Origin of the sequence: Streptomyces sp. NPDC050997 (assembly GCF_040660135.1) — a bacterium.
Taxonomy (GTDB): domain Bacteria; phylum Actinomycetota; class Actinomycetes; order Streptomycetales; family Streptomycetaceae; genus Streptomyces.
Window position 1 is genome coordinate 440,609 of record NZ_JBFAGK010000001.1, and the last position, 18,959, is coordinate 459,567.

The window sequence follows — 18,959 nt, forward strand, 5'->3', positions numbered from 1 at the left end:
CGATGGCGATGGTCGACACCGGTGAACTCCGGCTGCACGTACAGAGGATGGGGCCGCGCGACGACCGTCCGGCGACCGCCACGGTGGTGCTCGTGCATGGTCTGCTCACCGACAGCCTGGCCAGCTACTACTTCACCGTCGCCCCGTCGTTCGCGGCGGCCGGCCTCGACGTCGTCATGTACGACCTGCGCGGTCACGGCCGCAGCGGGCGCCCGGCGAGCGGCTACACCCTCGACGACAGCGTCGACGACCTGGAGGCCCTGCTGGACCGGCTGGCAGTGACCGGCCCGGTCCATCTGGTCGGCAACTCCTACGGCGGCACGATCGCCTTCGGATACGCGGCCCGTCGTCCGGAGCGGGCGGCCAGTGTCTGCCTGGTCGAGTCGCAACCGGCGACCGCGGCCTGGGCTCGGACCATGGGCGGTGTGCTGCGCCAGGTGCTGCACGAGCTGGCCCACAACGAGACCGAGGCGCTCGCCTGGATCAGCAGCAACCGCAGCCGCAACACCGCTCGCCTGGCGAGGGGCGCGGCCCGCCTGGCCCGCGAGACGACCCTCGCCCAGGACATTCCGGCCAGCAGGGTGCTGACGGAGGACCAGATCCGGGCGGTGCGCTGCCCGGTGCTCGGGCTGTACGGCGGCGACTCGGAACTCGCGCTGCTGGTGCCGTGGCTCCAGGCGCTGCTGCCGGACTGCCGGACCGTGGTGCTGCCGGGTCATGAGCACTCCGTCCTGGTCGAGGCGGCGGCCGCGGTCGGCAGCAACGTCCTGACCCTCATCCAGCAGACGGCGACGGCGACAGCGACAGCCGAGGCCGACAGCGAGACCAAGACCGAGGCCGAGGTGGTTACCGGATGAGCGGATTCCTGTTCGTCGTGCCGCCGTTGGTCGGTCACATCAACCCGGCGGTGGGTGTCGCGGCCGAGCTGGCGGGGCGCGGGCACCGGGTGGCGTGGGCGTGCGCCGATCCGGCACTGGTGCGGCGGCTGGCGGGAGAGGGCGCCGAGGTCTTCCCGTGCGCCGGACCTGTCCTGGGCGCGGACGGCGCGCGGCGCCCCCCTGAGCTGCGCGGGCCTCAGGCGCTGAAGTTCCTCTGGGAGTGGTACTTGGTGCCGCTGGCCGAGGCGATGGCACCGGGCGTACGGACGGCGGTCGAGGAGTTTGGTCCGGACGTGGTGGTCGCCGACCAGCAGGCCTTCGCCGGCGGGCTGGTCGCCGAGTCGACGGGCGTGCGGTGGGCCACGTCGGCGACCACGACGGCTGAACTCGGCGGCGCGCTGGCCGGGTTGCCCGGGATCACCACCTGGATGGATACCTGCCTGGACGGTCTGCGGGCCCGCGTCGGCGGGAGCCCTCCGGTGACCGCCGACCCCCGGTTCTCCCCGCACCTGGTCCTCGCGTTCAGCACTCCGGAGCTGGTCGGTGCCCACGCCATGACGAACGGCCCCGTCCACTGGGTCGGCCCGTCGATCGCCCGCCGCCCCGCCGGGTCCGACTTCCCCTGGGACCGGCTGGACCCCGCGCGTGCCACGGTCCTGGTCACCCTCGGCACCGCCAACACGGATGTCGGCGTGCGCTTCCTCACCGAGTGCCTGACCGCGCTTCGCGCCCGGGCGGACCGCGTGCAGGCAGTCGTCGCCGACCCGGGGGGAATCCTCGCGGAACAGGTGGACGACGACGACAAGGACGTACTGGTTCGCCCCTCGGTCCCCCAACTCCCGCTTCTCGAACGGGCCGACGCGGTCGTCTGCCACGCCGGGCACAACACCGTCTGCGAGGCCCTGTGGCACGGCGTCCCGCTCGTCGTGGCGCCCATCCGCGACGACCAGCCGGTGGTCGCCGCCCAGGTGACCGACGCGGGAGCGGGCATCCGGGTCCGGTTCGGCCGGGTCACCGCGGCCAGGCTGGGAGCGGCGATCGACGCGGTACTCCACGAGCCCGGATACCGGGTCGCGGCCGACCGGATCCGTACGGCGTTCCGCGCGGCCGGCGGCACCGGGGCGGCAGCGACCCACCTGGAACGACTGGCCACCGGCGCGGCCCATAAGGAGTCCCCGTGAGCGACGTGAGCGACGCGCAGCAGCCCGAGTCCGAGCCCGCGCCCGGCACCCGCGACACCTCGGACCCCGTTCCCGCGCCCGCTCCGCCCAGCCGCGCCGACCAGGTCCTTGCCCTGCGGCCCGGGTACGCGGCCGACCTGGCCGAGGGACTGGACCGCTTCTTCGAGCCCCGGCGCACCACCTGCCCCTGGTGCGGCTCGGCGCGTATGGAGACGAGGCTGCGCACCACCGACCTCATTCAGCACAAGCCGGGCCGCTTCGTCCTGGACCGCTGCCAGGACTGCGAGCACATTTTCCAGAACCCCCGACTGAGCGCGGCGGGGCTGGAGTTCTACTACCGGGACTTCTACGACGGCCTGGGCGAGAAGCAGCTCGGCAGCACCTTCTCGGGCCGCACCCGTATGTACGAGGAGCGCGCCGAGTCCCTGCTCCCCTTCGCCCAGGCCCCGAAGAACTGGCTGGACGTCGGTACCGGCCACGGCCACTTCTGCGAGGCGGCCCGCGCGGTCTACGCCGACACCACGTTCGACGGCCTCGACTTCACCGACGGCGCCGAACTCGCCGAGCGCGCGGGCCGTGTGGAGCGCGGCTACCGAGGCAGCTTCCCCGAACTCGCCCCGGACCTCTCGGGCCACTACGACGTCGTCAGCATGTTCCACTACCTGGAGCACAGCACCCGGCCCGACCTCGAACTGCGGGCCGCGCACCGGGCGATCCGTCCCGGCGGTCACCTGCTGATCGAGGTCCCCGACCCCGACAGCCGCTACTCCCGCCTCCTCGGCCGCTGGTGGCTGCCCTGGCTCCAGCCGCAGCACCTGCACTTCGTCCCCGTCCAGAACCTGCGCGCCCGCCTCACGGACCTCGGGTTCACCGTGGTCGCGGAGCAGCACGCCGAACCCCACGACCCGGTCGACCTCCTGGCCGCGGTCTGGCTGGCCCTGGACACGGCGGCCCCCCGCGACGACCTCCCGTGGCTCGCGACCCCGCCGACCACTGTGCGTCGCATCCTGCGCGCGGCCGTCCTGATCGCCGGTATCCCGGTCTTCCTCCTCGGCACGGCCCTGGACCGCCTGGTCGTCAAGCGCCTCTCCCACCGGCTCGGACTCTCCAACGCCTATCGACTGGTCGCCCGCCGGGAGTCAACGGCCCGGGACTAAAGTCCCGGGCTTGCACAACGGGCGCCACTGGCTGTGGCGCTGCGTTTGCGTCCTGTCCCACGCCCGGGTTCGGGAAGTGGTCCTGGGGCGGTTGACTGCACCCCGCGTCGCCACAACTCCCGCGCTCTGGCGCGGATGTTGCGGGAGCCGTTCCGGTCCGCGTGATCAACGAATCCGCAGGACCGGCACGCGAACCAGGCCTGGGAGACCCGGTTCGCTCTGTCGATGTGCCCGCACTCGGCGCAGGCGCGGGTGGTGTACGCCGGATCGACGTGCACCACCGGCACTCCCGCCTTGCGGGCCTTGTACGCGATGAACTGGCCCAGCTGGGCGAACGACCAGCTGGAGTGGGTGGCCCGTTGGGGCTTTCGAAGCCGTACCCGTTCGCGGATGCCCGTCAGGTCCTCCAGGGCAATTCCGCGACCGGTGCGTTCAGCCTCGGCCACCACATGTTTCGCGATCTTGTGGTTGATGTCCCGTGCGCGCCGCGCTTCCTTGCGCCGCCGTTTCTTCAGCCGGCGCCTGGCGGAGGAGGTGTTCTTCTTCTGCAGCTTCGCGCGGAGCGTACGTTCCCGGGTGCGGATGCGGTTGAGTTCACGCCCGGCCATGAGCTCGCCGTCGCTGGTGGTGGCGAGGTTGACGACGCCCAGGTCGATGCCGAGGAAGTCCACCGGATCGGTGTTCAGTGGCGCTTCGGGAACCTCGCAGGTGGCGTTCAGGAACCACATGCCGTCCCGCCACAGCAGGTCGGACTCGCCCCTGCGGTACAGGGCCAGGGTGGCCATCTGCTCCTGCGAGGCGGTGAACGCCACATCCTTGACCCGGCCGGCAGTCGTCCAGATCGAGAACCGCCGCCGGTCGATCTGCCAGGACAGCATCCGGTCGTCATAGGGCTGCGCGCCCAGCGGACGGAAAGCGACCGGCTTGTCCACCGCTCTGCGGTAGCGCTTCGAGCCCGGCCCGCCCAGGTTCCCAGCCCTCAGGTTGGCCTTCAGCGTGGCGTACGCGTCGCAGGTCTTCTTGATGACGTGCTGGGCGGCCTGCGCACCCAGCCCCCAGCGGGCCTTGACCTGACGGTAGGTATGCTCACGCAGCGCGAAGTTGCTCTTCACATCCTTCTCGAACGCCACGCCGCTCACCCAGGTCGCTGCCTCATTGCAGGCGCGCAGAGTCGCCTCCAGCGCCGCCGCCTGCACAGGCGTCGGCAGCAACTTGACCTGCACCACCAGCTTCACGATCAACGAACCTACACACGCGTGCGACTGCCCACCGCACGTTCACCACGCCTCACCCGACCGAGTGAACCTGCCACAGCATGACGCAGCACCGGCTCCGCCGGACACGGCACCCGGCCGCTTCGCGGCCGATCAGGCACAAGTAGTACCGCGACGCTCCGCGCCGCAACCACGAGGATGCGATTCCTCCCAGGGCTGAAGCCCTGGGGTTTCTCCCAAGTACTGTCATGGACCAGTTCCTCTACCGCACGATGCTGGAGAACGCCCCGGACCCCCGTGTGGACGCCGCCTTCTCCCCGGCCTCCCTGTCGTTGCAGCCCGGGGCCTCCGAGACGGTCACCCTCGGCCTGTCCGACAAGCGGTCCACGGTCGCGAAGACCGTCACCTGGAAGCTGGACGTGCCCGACGGCGTCACCGCGTCTCCGGCCGAGGGGACCGCGACCGTCCCGGCAGGGGGCAGCGCCTCGGCCACCGTCACACTGACCGCGGGCACCACGGGCGTGCACTCCGTCGTGCTCTCCGGTGACGGTGTCCTCGACCGCGCGCTGCCGGTCCAGGTCACCGACAACGCCGGCACGTTCAGGGCCCTGACCGCCAACTTCAGCGGCGCGTCGGTCAGTTCGATAGACCTCTCCACGGGGCGGAGCACGGACATCGCCGTCGGGAACAACCCCGGCGAGGTCGTCGTGAGCGCCGACGGACGCACCGCCTACGCGGCCGACCAGGGCTCGAACACGGTCAGCGTGATCGACGTGGCCGAGCACACCGTCACCGCCACGGTCGCGGTCGGCCGCGTCCCCGCCGGTCTCGCCCTCACCCCGGACGGCGGGACCTCTGGGTCGCCAACTACACCGACGGCACGGTCCAGCCCGTGGACACGGTCACCGGGGCCCCGGGCACCAGCGTCGAGGTCGGCAGGTCCGCCTTCGACGTGGGTCTGGACTGGAGCGGCGGCACGGCGTACGTCACCACGGCCGACGGGAACACGCTGGTGCCGGTCGACACCGCGAAGGGCACCACGGGCGCGGCTCTGACGACCGGCGCCTATCCGCTCGCCGTCGCGCTGACCCCTGTACCGGTGGAGTAGACGCGGCGAGGAGCGCCTCAGCTCGCGGTACGTCGGATCCGGCCGGCGTACCGCTTCTCCAGCTCCAGATTGCCCTCGAAGCCGCCGGGCACGTTGGCCGAGACGTACACCGGAGGGTTTTCGCCGGCGGCGAGGAGCTGGGCGGAGGCTTCCGCGACCGCCATCTGGACCAGCATCACGCCGGTGAGGGTGGACAGGGCGGACACCGCGCCGCCGCCCGGGAGTTCGAGGAGGGCGTCGCCGCGCGGGGCCGCGTTGTCGAGGACGACGTCGGCGAGGTCGGCGAGCTTCTTGCCGCTCGGGTGGCCGGCGGGGACCGCCCGGGTGTGGGTGAGGGAGGTGATGGCCAGGATCCGGTGGCCCCGTTCCTTGGCGCGCAGGGCCATCTCGACGATCACGTTGTTGACGCCAGAGTTGGAGATGACGACGAAGAGGTCCTGGGGGTGCGGGGCGGCGAGGTCGTAGAGCCGCGCGGCCACGCCGGCCCGGCGTTCCAGCAGCGGGTCGTCGAGGACGGCGGGGGCGTCGCCGCCGTACAGGACGAGGTCGGCGATGCTCAGCCGGTTCGTGGGCACCAGCCCCCCGGCCCGGCCGGCGAGTTCGAGGACGATCGCCTGGGAATGGCCGGTGCCGAAGGCCTGGATGACGCCGTCCGCGCGGACGGTGTCGGCGATCAGTTCGGCGGCGCGTGCCACGTCCGCGCGGGCGGACTCGGTGATGTGCTGGAGGACGGCCAGGCTCTCGCGCGCGAACCCCTGGGCGCTGACGGACTCGACGGACACGCGACACTCCCCACTACTGATGGATTGAACCACCCTATACATCTCAAGAGGTGAATCAATAAATCACGTGCGGTCCTGGTATTCAATCCGCCCCCTGAACGGTGGCTGATACATTCTTCCCATGCCCCCGACGGACGTCACCACCCTCATCCGCACCGAGCTGCCCCGGCTGGCCGGCTCCCTGCGGAAGGTCGGCGAGCTGATCCTGGAGGATCCGGCCGCCGTCACGCACTGCTCGGCCGCCGAGCTGGGCCGCCGCACCGGCACCTCCCAGGCCACGGTGACCCGGTTCTGCCGCGCGATCGGTCTCGACTCCTATCAGCACCTGCTGATCGAGCTGGCCCAGGAGCGCGGCCGCGGCGAGGTCTCCGACTGGGGCACCGCCGAGATCGGCCCGGACATCTCCCCCGACGACGATCTCGAACGGGTCGTACAGGTCGTGGGCAGCGCCGATCTGCGCGCGGTCCAGCAGACCATCGACCGGATCGACCTCGACGCGATCGAGCGCGCCGCCCAGGCCACGGCCCGCGCCCGCCGGATCGACGTGTACGGCGTCGGCGGCAGCGGCGCGGTGGCGCAGGAGACCGAGACCCGGCTGTTCCGTATCGGCTGCGCGGTCCGCGGCTGGACCGAGGTGCACGCGGCCAGCACCTCCGCCGCCCTGCTCACCCCGGCGGACGTCGCCATCGCCATCTCGCACTCCGGGGCGACCCGCGAGACCATCGAGCCGTTCGAGCTCGCCAACGAGCGCGGCGCCACCACGGTCGCGATCACCGCCGACCCGCGCTCCCCGCTCGCCCGCGCCGCCGATATCCGGCTCATCTCCTCCACCTCGGAGACCAGCTTCCCCACCGGCATCATCGGCGCCCGGCACTCCGTCCTGGTCCTCGTCGACTGCCTCTACGTCCGGGTCGCCCAGCTCTCCTACCAGCGCGCGAGCGCCTCACTCGCGCTGACCGACCACATCGCGGGGCAGCACACGGTGAAGAACCGGCGCACCCGCTGAGCGCGGCCGACAATGTATGGATGAACCACCGGAATCGCGTGAACATGGTTGTTTGAATCATCGTTCCGGTGCCACGATGATGCTCCGCCGAGCATCCTCGTAGGAGCCCCATGCGTGTGTCCTGTGTCGAGTCGACCGAGCTGTTCGTCGGAACCACCGCGCAGCCGCGCCAGGTGGTGACCGTCGAACTGAGCCACACCCCCGGCCGGACCGTCCGGCTCACCGTCGAGGACCCCGGCGTGCACGGCACGCTGGAAGCCACGACGGCCGACGACGGCAGCCTGCGCGCCGAGATACCGGTGCTGACCGACCTGCCCGTCGGCGAGCGCCGCGAGATCACGGTCACCGCCGCCGACGGGGACGAACTCGCCCACCTCACGGGCCAGTTCACCGCGGCGGAGCCCGGCTGGACCATGTTCATGGTCAGCCACTTCCACTACGACCCCGTCTGGTGGAACACCCAGGCCGCCTACACGGAGACCTGGGACGTCGCCGACGACCCCGCGCGCACCGGCCTGCCCGCCCGCACCTTCGACTCGCGCGGCCAGTCCGGGATGAGCCTGGTGCGGGCCCACTGCGACCTGGCGCGGCGCGACCCGGCGTACACCTTCGTGCTCGCCGAGGTCGACTACCTCAAGCCGTACTGGGACGCCTTCCCGGAGGAGCGCGCCTTCCTGCGCGAGCTGATCCGCACCGGGCGGGTCGAGATCATGGGCGGCACCTACAACGAGCCGAACACCAACCTCACCGGCGCCGAGGCCACCGTACGCAACGCGCTGTACGGCGACGGTTTCCAGCGCGGCATCATCGGGGCGTCCCCTGAGACGGCCTGGCAGTTGGACGCGTTCGGGCACGATCCGCAGTTCCCGGGGCTGATGGCGGACGCGGGGGTCACCTCCAGCTCGTGGGCGCGCGGGCCCTTCCACCAGTGGGGTCCGACGCTGTCCGTGTTCGGCGAGGAGCCGAGGGACCCGCGCCGGATGCAGTTCCCGGCCGAGTTCGAGTGGATCTCCCCCTCGGGGCGCGGGCTGCTGACCGCGTACATGGTCAACCACTACGGCGCCGGCTGGGCGATCGACAACGCCCCGACCCTGCCGGAGGCGGAGGCGGCCGCCCTCAAGCTGTTCCGGGGACTCAAGAAGGTCGCGCTCACCCGCAACGTGCTGCTGCCCGTAGGCGGGGACTACGCGCCCCCGTGCCGCTGGGTCATGGGCATCCACCGCGACTGGAACGAGCGGTACGTCTGGCCCCGGTTCGTCAGCGGTATCCCGCGGGACTTCTTCGCCGCCGTCCGCGCGGAACTGGAGGCGGAAGGGCGCAGGGCCTCCCCGCAGACCCGGGACATGAACCCGGTCTACACCGGCAAGGACGTCTCCTACATCGACACCAAGCAGGCCCAGCGGCACGGCGAGACCCTGCTCGCCGACGCGGAGGCCTGGGCGACGCTCGCCTCGCTGGTCACCGGCCACCCCTACCCCGACGCGGCCCTCGACAAGGCGTGGCGGCAGCTGATCTACGGCGCCCACCACGACGCCATCACCGGCTCCGAGTCCGACCAGGTCTACATCGACCTGCTCACCGGCTGGCGGGAGTTGTACGACCTCGCCGAGACCGTGCACGCCGACGCGACCGGGGCCCTCGCCGACCGGGTCGCCCCGGGCAGCGGCCCCGACCTGGTGGTCTTCAACTCCGCGACCTGGCAGCGCCGGGACGTCCTCACGGTCGAGGACCCGGGCCTGGTCCCCCTGGACGACGCCCTGCGGCCACTGCCCGCCGTCCGCGAGGACGACGGCAGGCTCAGGGTCGTCGTACCGGAGGTGCCGGGCATGGGCCTCAGGGCCCTCCCGCTGGCCGAGGGGTCGGTGCCCGAGTGGACGCCCGGCGAGGGGACGACCATCCGCAACGAGTTCTACGAGGTGACGGTCGACCCCGGACGCGGCGGCGGCGTCAGCGGCCTGCGCGCGCTCGCCGAGGAGGGCGGCCGGGAACTGCTGCGCCCCGGCGACATCGGCAACGAACTCGTCGTCCAGGAGGAGTACCCGCGCCACCCGCGCTTCGGTGAGGGCCCCTGGCACCTCACGCCCACCGGCACGACCGCCGCCCGCAGCCGGGACGTGAGCGCAGAGGTCCGTATCGAGCACTCCCCCGCCGGGTCCCGGCTCACCGTCCACGCCGACCTCGGCCTCTTCCGGTACACCCAGCGGCTGACGCTGTGGACGGGCGTCGACCGCCTCGACGTCACCACGACCGTCGACGGCTACGACGGCGCCGACCGGCTGATCCGGGTCCGCTGGCCCTCCGACGTACGCGGCGGACTGCCGGTGCACGAGGTCGCGGACGCCGTCATCGGGCGCGGGTTCGGGTTCGTCGAGGTGGACAGCGAGCGGTTCCCGTGGACGCTGGACAACCCGGCCAACACCTGGTTCGGGCTGGGCTCCACGGCTCGGGTCGCGGTCCACGACGACTCCGGTACGTTCCTCGGTCACCGTTCGATCGGTGTCGCGGAGCTGGTGTACGCGGACTGGGACGCCGCCGGTGAGCTCGGTACTCCGCTCGCGGCGGCCCTGGTGCGCGCGGGTGTCACCGCGACCTCGACCATCGCGGGCGGCCCCCGCTACGGCGACCTGGAGGTCGACTCCAACCTCCCCGACATCCGGATCGCCGTCGGCGGCCCCGACCGCAACCCGGTGGTCGAGGAGGCCCTCGGCTGGGACCCGGCCGCCGGACGCGAACTCGGACGGCAGCTGGCCGAGTTGGGCGTGGCGGCCGTGTGGGTCGCGCCGCGCGCCTCGCTGCGCGAGGAGTGGGTGCCCGGGGCGGACCTGCGTGACCTGGAGCGGCTGCCGCTGCTCGTGGTGGCGGGGGCCCGGCCCGAGGACGACGCCAAGGCGGTCGACGCGCTGATCGCCGACCTGGACGACTTCAGCGTCACGGCCACCGCGGCGGGCGGCGGCGAGGCGCTGCCGCCGGGCGACGCCTGGGACGGGCGCGGCTTCGCCGTCCTCAACCGGGGCACGCCCGGCTGCGTGGTCACCGCGTCCGGCGACCTCTACCTGTCCCTGATGCGGTCCTGCACCGGCTGGCCGTCCGGCATCTGGGTCGACCCGCCGCGCCGCACGGCCCCCGACGGCTCCGCCTTCCAGCTCCAGCGCTGGTCCCACACCTTCGAGTACGCCGTCGTGGCGGGCGAGGGCGACTGGCGGGAGCAGCGACTGCCCGCGCGGGGACACGAGTTCAACCATCCGCTGACCGCCCGGCTGCGGGACGCGGCGGCGACCGCCGTGTTGCCCAGGACCATCTCCCTGCTCACGCTGGAGCCGGCCCGCGAGGTCCTCCTCGACGCCCTCAGACCGGCCGGCTCCCCGCTCGCCCGGGGCAGCGTGGCCCGCGCCGAACCGGGGGGCGGGGTCGTGGTCCGGATGCACGAGGTGAACGGGCGGCCGGTGCGGGCACGGCTGCGGGGGCCGGCGCGCTGGCTGGACGGCGCCCGGGCGGACGTACTGGAGCGGCCCGGGGAGCCGCTGGCGCCGGACGGGGAGGGCGTGCTGGATGTCGCTCTGACCGGCTTCGAGGTGGCGACGGTCATCGGCACGCCCGCGGTGGACACCGAACCGTCCTCGGATCCCGGAGTAGCGGCCCATGAGCCCGCCCAGCCCGTCCACACCCGTTACTGGCTGCACAACTCCGGGCCCGCGCCCCGCGGCAACCTGCCCGTGGCCGTCTACGTCTCCCCGGCCGCGCTGACCGCCTCCGGTCCCGTCACCGCGACCGTCCGGGTCGGCTCGGAGCTGACGGACGCGCCGGCGCGGGGCACGGTGACCTTCGAGGTGCCGCCCGGCTGGTCCGCCGAGCCCGCCGAGCTGCCGTACGCGCTGGGCCCGGGCGGGTTCACCCTCGCCGAGGTCACGGTGACCCCGCCGCCGGACGCCGAGCCGGGCCGGCACTGGCTGGCGGCCCGGTTGTCGTACGGCGGGCAGACGTATGAGGACGTCGTGGCGCTGGACGTGCCTGACGGGCACACCGGACCGACGCTGGTGTCCCGGCTGGGCGTGGAGCGGGTCACGGTGCGCCGGGGCGAGCGCGCCCGGGTGCCGGTGACCGTGCGGAACCCCACCCGGGGGCCGGTGAGCGGGCAGTTGTGGGCGCTGTCGTCGTGGGGCACCTGGGCGGGGGTCGGGCCGGGCTGCCAGGGGTTCACGGTGGACGGCGGGCAGGAACTGGAGTGCGTGATCGAGGTGGACGGGTCGGCGGTGCCGCCGGGGTCGTACTGGCTGCTGGCGAAGGTCGCCTGGCACGGGTCCGTCGCCTACACGGAGGCGGTCACGCTGGAGGTGACGCCATGAGCTCCGCGACCGGGCACGCCGCCGTGGTGGGCGGCGACGCGATCAGCAGGGACCGCGTGGACGCCCTGCTGCGGGCGGTCCCGCCCCGTGACCGCGAGACCCGTCCCGAAGCCCTCGCCCGCTCCGAACGGCAGCGGCGGCGCTGGGCCACCCAGGTCGTGGTCACCGACGAACTCGCCCGCCGCGCCTGCGCGGACCGGGGGCTCACACCCCCGGCGGAGGTGTCGCCGACGCGGGTACTCGCCGTGGCCGAGACCGATGTGGCCGATCTGGGCAGCATCGTCGCGGCGGCGCTCGCCCACTCCCCGGCGGCGCGGGAGCTGCTGGCCGAGCTGGAGGCCGAGCAGCACGTGCCCGAAGCGGCGGTACGGGACTACTACGACCGCAACCTCGACCGCTTCCTCACCGCGGAGGCGCTCAGGCGCGGGGCGGACCCCTTCGACGGGGCGGCCAAGGCGGACTTCCTGCCGTACCAGGAGGTCCGCGAGGGGGTCGTGCGCGAGCTGCGGCGGGCGGCGGGCCGCCGGGCCTTCTTCGACTGGCTGGACCGGGCGCGCGCGGATGTGGTGTACGCGCATGGGCACGAGCACCCGGGCGATCCGTCGCATCCGGACCACGAGCACCGGCACTGATCTCGTACGGAACCGAAAAGCAACACGGAAACCATTGACCTCCGATGAATTCTGGTCCACCTTTTCATCAATCAGAGTCGAAGTTGGTTCATTGAACCAGCACATCATCTGACTCGCCCGGTCGCAGGAGGGCCCACCACATGCGCGCAAGAAGACTGACCCGCACCCTGACCTGTATCGCCGCCCTGTCCCTTGCCGCCGCCGGCTGCGGTCTGTCCGGCAGTTCGGACAGCGGTGACTCCACCGCCGGCGGCTGCAAGGTCGACAAGGGAAACGTCGGGTCGGGGAAGCTCACCGGCGACGTCAAGGGAAAGATCACCTTCCAGACGACCAACCTGAAGAAAGACTTCGCGGACTTCTTCAACGGAGTGATCAAGGCGTTCGAGAAGGCGCACCCGGACGCCTCGGTCAAGTGGATCGACGACCCCGGCGACGCGACCTTCGGCCAGCGCACCGTCGCCGACGCCCAGGCCTGCACCCTGCCGGACGTGATCAACGTCGACTCCCCCACCGCGACCGCCCTCACCAAGGCCGGCTACCTGCTCAACCTGGGCGTCAAGGACCCGGACGCCGCCGCGCCGTTCGTCCCGGCGTTCTGGAAGTCCAGCACCATGAAGGACGCCACGGGCACCTCGGTGCACACCGTGCTGCCCTGGTACACCGGCGGTGTCCTGTTGACGTACAACACCGACCTGCTGAAGAAGGCCGGGGTCGACCCGCAGAAGCCGCCGACGTCCCTGTTCGGGCTGTTCGCCGACTACGAGAAGATCGCCAAGGCGGGCAAGGGCGACTACTACGCGACGATGGCCAACCCGGTGTGGCGGATACCCGCCGACTGGGACCAGATGAACATCAGGACGCTGTCCGCCGACGGCAAGTCCGCCACCTTCGCCGACGATCCGCGGACCGCTCAGTGGGTCGCCTGGATGGTGAAGCTGTACAAGGAGGGCGCGATGCCGAAGGACTCGCTGTCCTCCAGCAACGACCCCTCCACGCTCTACAGCCAGGGCAAGGTCGCCTACGGTTCGACGAACCCGAGCTTCGTGCGCTTCGTGAAGCAGAACAGCCCGTCGATCTACGCCAAGACCGGCGTCGGCCAGCAGCCCTTCGACGCGCTCGGCCACACCACGGGCGCCCCGCAGTACATCACTACCGCCGCGACCAGCAAGAACGCCGCCACGGCGCTGGCGTTCGCGAAGTTCCTCACCAACGCCCAGAACCAGACGGCCTGGTGCAAGGACCCGAGCGTGGTGATCTTCCCGACGACCACGACCTCGCTGGACGACCCGTTCTTCCAGAACGTCAGCGGTGACGACCCGTTCTCCGAGGCCCGCAAGCTCGTCGCGGAGCAGCTCAAGACGGCCACCGCCTACCAGACCAACCTCTCCTCGGCCGTGCAGAACGCCATCGTGGGCCAGGTGCAGCTGGCCATGCAGGGCAAGAAGAGCCCCGAACAGGCCGTCAAGGACGCCCAGGAGAAGGCCGACGAGCTGCTGAAGCAGGCAGGCTGACGGTGGCGACGCAGATCACGAAGCCGGTGTCCGTGCCCGGTGCGGATCGCACAGCGTCCGCGCCGGGCCCGGCCCCGTCCCCCGTCCGCCGGCTCTCCCGGGCCCTGCTGCCCGGCCCCGCTCCCGGTGCCAACGGAGCGGCGATGTACCGCCGTTGGTGGCTGCCCTGGCTGTGGACCGCTCCCGCGATCGGCTGCGCGGTGATCTTCGGGGTGTTCCCGTTCCTGAACACCCTCCTGCTGTCGTTCACCGACGCCAAGCCGCTCGGCGGCGCCGCGGGCTTCGTCGGCCTGGACAACTACACGCGGATGCTGGACGACTCCGACTTCTGGCTGGCGACCCGCAACAGCATCCTGTACGCGCTGATCGTCGTACCGCTGATGGTGCTGCTGCCGCTGCTGCTGGCCGTCCTGGTGGAGAGGAACCTGCCCGGCATCGGGTTCTTCCGGTCGGCGTTCTACACACCGGTCCTCGCCTCCAGCGTGGTCGTGGGTCTGAGCTGGCAGTGGCTGCTGTCCGACGACGGGCTGGTCAACACCTGGCTGGAGAAGGCCCATGTGATCAGGGACGCCATCCCGTTCCTGTCCGACCCGTGGCTGATCCTGCTGTCCGCGATGGGCCTGACGCTGTGGAAGGGCCTCGGCTGGTACATGATCTTCTACCTGGCCGCGCTCGGAAACGTGCCCAGAGAGCTGCACGAGGCGGCCTCCATGGACGGCGCCGGCGCCGCACGCCGCTTCTGGCACATCACCGTGCCCGGCGTCCGGCAGGCCATGATGCTCGTCGGCACGCTCACCGGCATCGGCTCGCTGCGGGTGTTCACGGAGATCTACATGCTCGGCAGCTCCACCGGCGGCCCCGGCGGCGCCGACCGCACCCTGCCGTTCTACATCCGGGACGTCGGCCTCGACCCGATCACCGGCAACGCCGGTTACGGCTCGGCCGTCAGCGTGGCCCTGTTCCTGCTGACGCTGGGGCTGACCCTGCTGGCGCAGCGCCTGACGAAGGAGGACGACGCATGACGACCGCCGCCGCGGCCAAGCGCCGCCGCCTGATGCCCCGTTGGCGGGACTACGGCCGCCCGCGCGAACTGGTCGTCCGCTACCTGCTGTTGTTCCTCGTGCTGGGCATCACCGTCGGCCCGCTGCTCTGGCAGTTGCTGGCCTCGCTGAAGAGCACCGGTGAGGACGTCTTCGGGGCGAACGCCTCCCTGCTGCCGCAGCACCCGACCCTGCGGGCCTACCGGACGGTCTTCGACCAGGTGCCGGTGGCCACGTACATCGGGAACAGCCTGATCGTGGTCGCCCTGTCGATCACCAGCCAGCTGGTGTTCTCCACCACGGCCGGCTACATGCTCTCCAAGCCCGGCTGGAAGGGCCGCAAGGCGGTCTGGGTGGTGCTGGTCGCCTCGATGATGTTCCCCTTCGAGTCGATCATGGTGTCGCTGTTCCTGAGCATCCGCGACCTGGGGCTGGTCGACAGCCTGGCGGGCGTGTGGCTGCCCGGGTTCGTCGGTGCCATCAACGTCCTGCTCATGCGCGGCGCGTTCCTGGCGGTGCCGCGCGAGATCGAGGACTCGGCCATGCTCGACGGCGCGAACGAGTGGCAGCGCTTCCGGTACCTGTATCTGCCGTCCGCGTGGGGCGCGATCATGGTGGTCGTCATCAACACCTTCATCAGTGCCTGGGACGACTTCCTCTGGCCGCTGATCGTGCTGCGCTCGGAGGGCAACATGACGCTCACACTGGGCCTGTCCCGGCTGCAGAGCTCGTCGTTCGGCTACGACCAGCGGATGGTCATGGCCGGGTCGGTGATCTCCGTGGTCCCGGTACTGGTGCTGTTCGTGATCACACAGCGGTGGTTCTACAAGGGTGTCTCGTCGGGGGCGGTCAAGCTCTGAGGTCGAGCACGACGGGCACGGCCCTCAGCGCGGCCCGGGCCGACTCCGCGACGCGGATCTCGACGGTGTCGGCCCGGTCCGATCGGTCTTCTTCGAGGGTCATGACGACCGTACGGCTCTCGCCCGGCGCGAGGCCGACACCCTCGAACGCGCACAGTTCGAGGGTGCGCGGCCAGACGGACGTGATCAGGCGTCTGAGATAGACCTGCACGACCGTACGCCCGTACCGCTCCCCGGTGTTGGTGACATCGACCTCGACCGTGCGCCCCGACAGGCGCGGCGGGCCGTACGCGAAGCTGGTGTACGACAGTCCGTGGCCGAAGGAGAAGCGCGGCTCGGCGCTCTCGTCCACGTAGGAGCCGTACTCGATGTCCTTGTGGTTGTAGTAGACGGGGAGTTGGGCCGCCGAGCGCGGGACGGAGACGGGGAGCCGGCCGGTCGGCTCCCCGATGCCCAGCAGCACCTCGGCGAGCGCCTCGCCGCCCCACGGGCCGGGGTACCACGCGGTGAGCAGCGCCGCCGCCGTGTCGGGTACGACGTGCGGGCGGCCCTGGATCAGCACGACCGCCGTCGGCGTGCCGGTCGCGACGACCGCGTCCATGAGCGCGTACTGGGCGGCACCGAGCCGCAGTCCGGCGAGGTCCACGCCCTCGCCGCAGGTCATCTCGGACACGGCTGCCCGTGCCGCCCCGTTGGCGGCGAACTCGGTGTCCGGGGTGCGGGCGCTGCTGCCGCCCAGCACGAGCACGGCCAGGTCGGAGGCGGCGGCCGCGGCGATCGCCTCGGGGATGCCGGAGAGGTCATCGCCGGTGAGCGCGCAGCCTTTGGCGTGCCGGATGTCGACGCCGGGCGGGGCGAGTCGCCGTAGTCCGTCGAGCACGCCGGCGCCCGTGCCGGGGCGTTGCGGGGCGGTGTAGTCGCCCGACTGGTGGGCGAAGGTGGCGGATTGGGGGCCGAGGACGGCGATACGGGAGATGCCCGGCGCGACGGGCAGGGCGCCCCCGTCGTTGTGGAGGAGGGTGATCGCGGCCCGGGCCAGGGCCGTGCTCACGTCCCTTCCCCCGGCCGGGAAGGACACTGTCGTGCCGGTCTGGTCGAACAGGCCCAGCCGGAACTTGAGGCCGAGTACCCGGGAGACGGCCGCGTCCAGGGCGTCCGCGCCCACCAGCCCACGCTCGACCGCCTCCGCCAGGTGTGTGAAGCCCTCGTCCCAAAGGCTCAGATCGACACCGGCGTTGAGCGCGAGGGCGCCCGCGGACACCTTGTCGCCGGTGATACGGGCCAGCCGGTCCACGGCGAGGCCGTCCGCCATGACGAGACCGTCGAAGCCCCAACTGTCGCGCAACAGCCCGGTGAGCATGGCCCGGTTGCCGGAGCAGGGCATCCCGTCGACCTCGTTGTAGGCGGCCATCACGGCGGCGGCCCCGGCGCGGACGCCGGCCCGGGCGGCGGGCAGGTGGATCTCGTGGAGTTCACGGGACCCGACCTCGGACTCGGCGGAGTTGCGACCGCCGACGGTGGCGCCCTGCGCCGCGAAGTGCTTGAGGACGACCGGGGCCTTGTCGGCGGCGAACCGCTCGGCGCGCTCTCCCTGCATGCCACGCACCAGCGCCTCGGTGAGCCGGGCCGCGAGGTACGGGTCCTCGCCGAAGCACTCCTCGGTGCGTCCCCAGCGCGGGTCGCGGGCGATGTCCAGGGCGGACACCAGGGCCACGTGGCCGCCGCGGGCGCGCAGTTCGGCGGCGGCGTGGGCGGCGGCACGCTCGTACAGGGCGGGGTCCCAGCCGGCGCCCACGGCCAGGTTGACGGGCAGGACGGTGCCGTCGAGGGCCATGTGACCGTGCGGTACCTCCTCCACGAACAGGGCGGGGATGCCGAGCCGGCTGTGCTCCACGACGTGCCGCTGCACCAGGTCGGCGAGCGCGGCGCCGTCCTCCGCGCCCGGACCGTTGTCGTGGTCGACGCCGGACCAGGCGTCGGCGCGCTGGAGTCCGTACAGGGCGCCCAGTCCGGCGAAGCGCTCCGTCTCTGCGTACAGGGCCTCGGTGAGTTCGAAGTGGCCGTCGGGGGTGCGGCGGTAGGCGTCCCAGCCGTACATCCGCTGGTTGAGCTGGCCGACCTTCTCGCGCAGGGTCATCCGGGAGAGCAGGTCGCTGACGCGGGCGTCGAGGGGTGCGGCGGGGTCGCGGTAGAGCGCGGTGGGTTCGTCGGACCGGTTGGTGGTGCTCAACGGGCACCGCCGTGGGCGAGCCGGGCGAGGGCCACGGCGCCCCGGGAGCCGTCGGCGACCCAGTCGAGGGTCAGGCCGAGTGCGTGCAGGCGTGCGGTCAGACGGGGCGTGAGCGGGCCGTCGGGGCCGAGGAGGCCACCGGTGGCGACGATCCGCTCACCGGGGCTGGGTTCCAACGCCCGCACGGTGTCGGTCAGTCGGTCGGCCGCCTCGTCCAGGAGGGCCTGGGCCACGGCGTCCTTCGCGGCGGCCGCCTCGGCCACCAGCGGGGCGAACCGGGCGAGCCGGATCGGGGGCTCGGCCATCACGGCGGGCAGCAGGTGCATGCGGTAGGCCTCGCGGGCGGCGCGGGTCCATCGACCGCTCGGCACCGCCTCGTCCGGAAGACCCAGCGCCCGCCCGACCGTCTCCGCCAGCACCGTCACCGGTCCCCGCCCGTCCGCCGCCCGCAACGCGGCCCGTACCGCCGCCCGTCCGATCCAGAAGCCGCTGCCGTCGTCGCCGAGCAGCCAGCCGTCGCCGTCCACGGTGGCCGTGCCGTGCCGGTCGGTGATGCGCATCGCGACCGCGCCGGTGCCGGCCACCAGCGCGAGACCGTCGGCCGGGGTGCCGGGCGCGGCGGCGAAGGCCGCCTCGATGTCGCTGCAGATGCCGACCGGCCCGGCCGGGACGCCCAGCCGTCGCAGCGCCGCGATGAGGGCGGACCGGGCGTTCACGTGCCCCGGGTCGTCCGGGGACGCGGCCGTGGCGCCGGCGAAACCGCCGACCACCGAGACGACGCTCCCCCGCAGCCGCTCCGGCACCGCGTCGGCGACGGCTTCGGTGAGGTGTTCGGTGAGCTGAGGCACCGGCACGGTCAGTGCGTTGCCCGGCCCGGCCGCCCCCTCCCCGAGGGGGCGGCCGTCGGCATCGGCGACCACATCGGCGACAGCGAGCACGACACGCGTGCGGGTGCCGCCCGCGTCGAGGCCCACGACGAGTTCCTCGCCCAACGTCTGGTTCAAATCATTGCCCATC

General features: G+C 72.1%; 14 protein-coding genes. 10 read left to right on the forward strand and 4 right to left on the reverse strand.

The genetic code is table 11. The annotated features are described in order from the left end of the window. The first annotated feature begins 2 nt into the window (after nt 1–2). From AB0H86_RS01930 to AB0H86_RS01940, 3 genes are all read left to right on the forward strand, one after another. Nucleotides 3–857, forward strand: coding sequence for an alpha/beta hydrolase (locus AB0H86_RS01930; protein ID WP_362431716.1), 855 nt, complete (start codon nt 3–5; stop codon nt 855–857). Then, nucleotides 854–2,059, forward strand: a complete 1,206-nt coding sequence (locus AB0H86_RS01935) for a nucleotide disphospho-sugar-binding domain-containing protein (RefSeq protein ID WP_362431719.1) — start codon at nt 854–856, stop codon at nt 2,057–2,059. Before AB0H86_RS01930 ends, AB0H86_RS01935 begins: the two co-directional genes overlap by 4 nt. Nucleotides 2,060–2,172: 113 nt before the next feature. Then, nucleotides 2,173–3,216, forward strand: coding sequence for a class I SAM-dependent methyltransferase (locus AB0H86_RS01940; RefSeq protein ID WP_362432247.1), 1,044 nt, complete (start codon nt 2,173–2,175; stop codon nt 3,214–3,216). Here the strand turns inward: AB0H86_RS01940 and AB0H86_RS01945 are convergent. Beyond that, the gene (locus tag AB0H86_RS01945; protein WP_362431722.1) at nt 3,213–4,451 is read right to left on the reverse strand and encodes a transposase; all 1,239 of its coding nucleotides are present in this window, start codon (nt 4,449–4,451) and stop codon (nt 3,213–3,215) included. The two genes, AB0H86_RS01940 and AB0H86_RS01945, sit on opposite strands and share 4 nt — an antisense overlap. A gap of 227 nt (nt 4,452–4,678) precedes the next feature. On the opposite strand from AB0H86_RS01945, the gene AB0H86_RS01950 reads away from it, so the two are divergent. Next, nucleotides 4,679–5,485: a YncE family protein gene (locus AB0H86_RS01950; protein WP_362431725.1), complete on the forward strand. Its 807-nt coding sequence runs from the start codon at nt 4,679–4,681 to the stop codon at nt 5,483–5,485. Nucleotides 5,486–5,555: 70 nt separating this feature from the next. Here the strand turns inward: AB0H86_RS01950 and AB0H86_RS01955 are convergent, their stop codons facing one another. Beyond that, a complete protein-coding gene (locus tag AB0H86_RS01955) occupies nt 5,556–6,320 on the reverse strand; it encodes an SIS domain-containing protein (protein WP_362431727.1) in 765 nt (254 codons plus the stop codon). Nucleotides 6,321–6,441: 121 nt separating this feature from the next. Here AB0H86_RS01955 and AB0H86_RS01960 point away from each other — a divergent pair, with 121 nt between their 5' ends. From AB0H86_RS01960 to AB0H86_RS01985, 6 genes are all read left to right on the forward strand, one after another. Beyond that, entirely contained in the window at nt 6,442–7,326 is an 885-nt protein-coding gene (locus tag AB0H86_RS01960; protein ID WP_362431729.1) for a MurR/RpiR family transcriptional regulator, read from the forward strand. A gap of 110 nt (nt 7,327–7,436) precedes the next feature. Beyond that, nucleotides 7,437–11,669 (forward strand): NEW3 domain-containing protein, encoded by a 4,233-nt coding sequence (locus tag AB0H86_RS01965; protein WP_362431732.1) that lies wholly within the window; start codon nt 7,437–7,439, stop codon nt 11,667–11,669. After that, complete coding sequence (locus tag AB0H86_RS01970) at nt 11,666–12,301, forward strand: peptidyl-prolyl cis-trans isomerase (RefSeq protein ID WP_362431735.1); 636 nt, start codon at nt 11,666–11,668, stop codon at nt 12,299–12,301. Before AB0H86_RS01965 ends, AB0H86_RS01970 begins: the two co-directional genes overlap by 4 nt. A 140-nt stretch (nt 12,302–12,441) precedes the next feature. Then, entirely contained in the window at nt 12,442–13,812 is a 1,371-nt protein-coding gene (locus tag AB0H86_RS01975) for an extracellular solute-binding protein (protein ID WP_362431737.1), read from the forward strand. Between the two features lie 2 nt (nt 13,813–13,814). Next, nucleotides 13,815–14,834: a sugar ABC transporter permease gene (locus AB0H86_RS01980; protein ID WP_362431739.1), complete on the forward strand. Its 1,020-nt coding sequence runs from the start codon at nt 13,815–13,817 to the stop codon at nt 14,832–14,834. After that, complete coding sequence (locus tag AB0H86_RS01985) at nt 14,831–15,712, forward strand: carbohydrate ABC transporter permease (protein ID WP_362431742.1); 882 nt, start codon at nt 14,831–14,833, stop codon at nt 15,710–15,712. Before AB0H86_RS01980 ends, AB0H86_RS01985 begins: the two co-directional genes overlap by 4 nt. Here the strand turns inward: AB0H86_RS01985 and AB0H86_RS01990 are convergent. Next, nucleotides 15,702–17,942, reverse strand: coding sequence for a glycoside hydrolase family 3 N-terminal domain-containing protein (locus tag AB0H86_RS01990; RefSeq protein ID WP_362431745.1), 2,241 nt, complete (start codon nt 17,940–17,942; stop codon nt 15,702–15,704). The genes AB0H86_RS01985 and AB0H86_RS01990 overlap by 11 nt on opposite strands. Beyond that, nucleotides 17,939–18,958, reverse strand: a complete 1,020-nt coding sequence (locus AB0H86_RS01995) for a BadF/BadG/BcrA/BcrD ATPase family protein (RefSeq protein WP_362431747.1) — start codon at nt 18,956–18,958, stop codon at nt 17,939–17,941. The genes AB0H86_RS01990 and AB0H86_RS01995 overlap by 4 nt, the downstream gene beginning before the upstream one ends. Between the last annotated feature and the right edge of the window lies 1 nt (nt 18,959).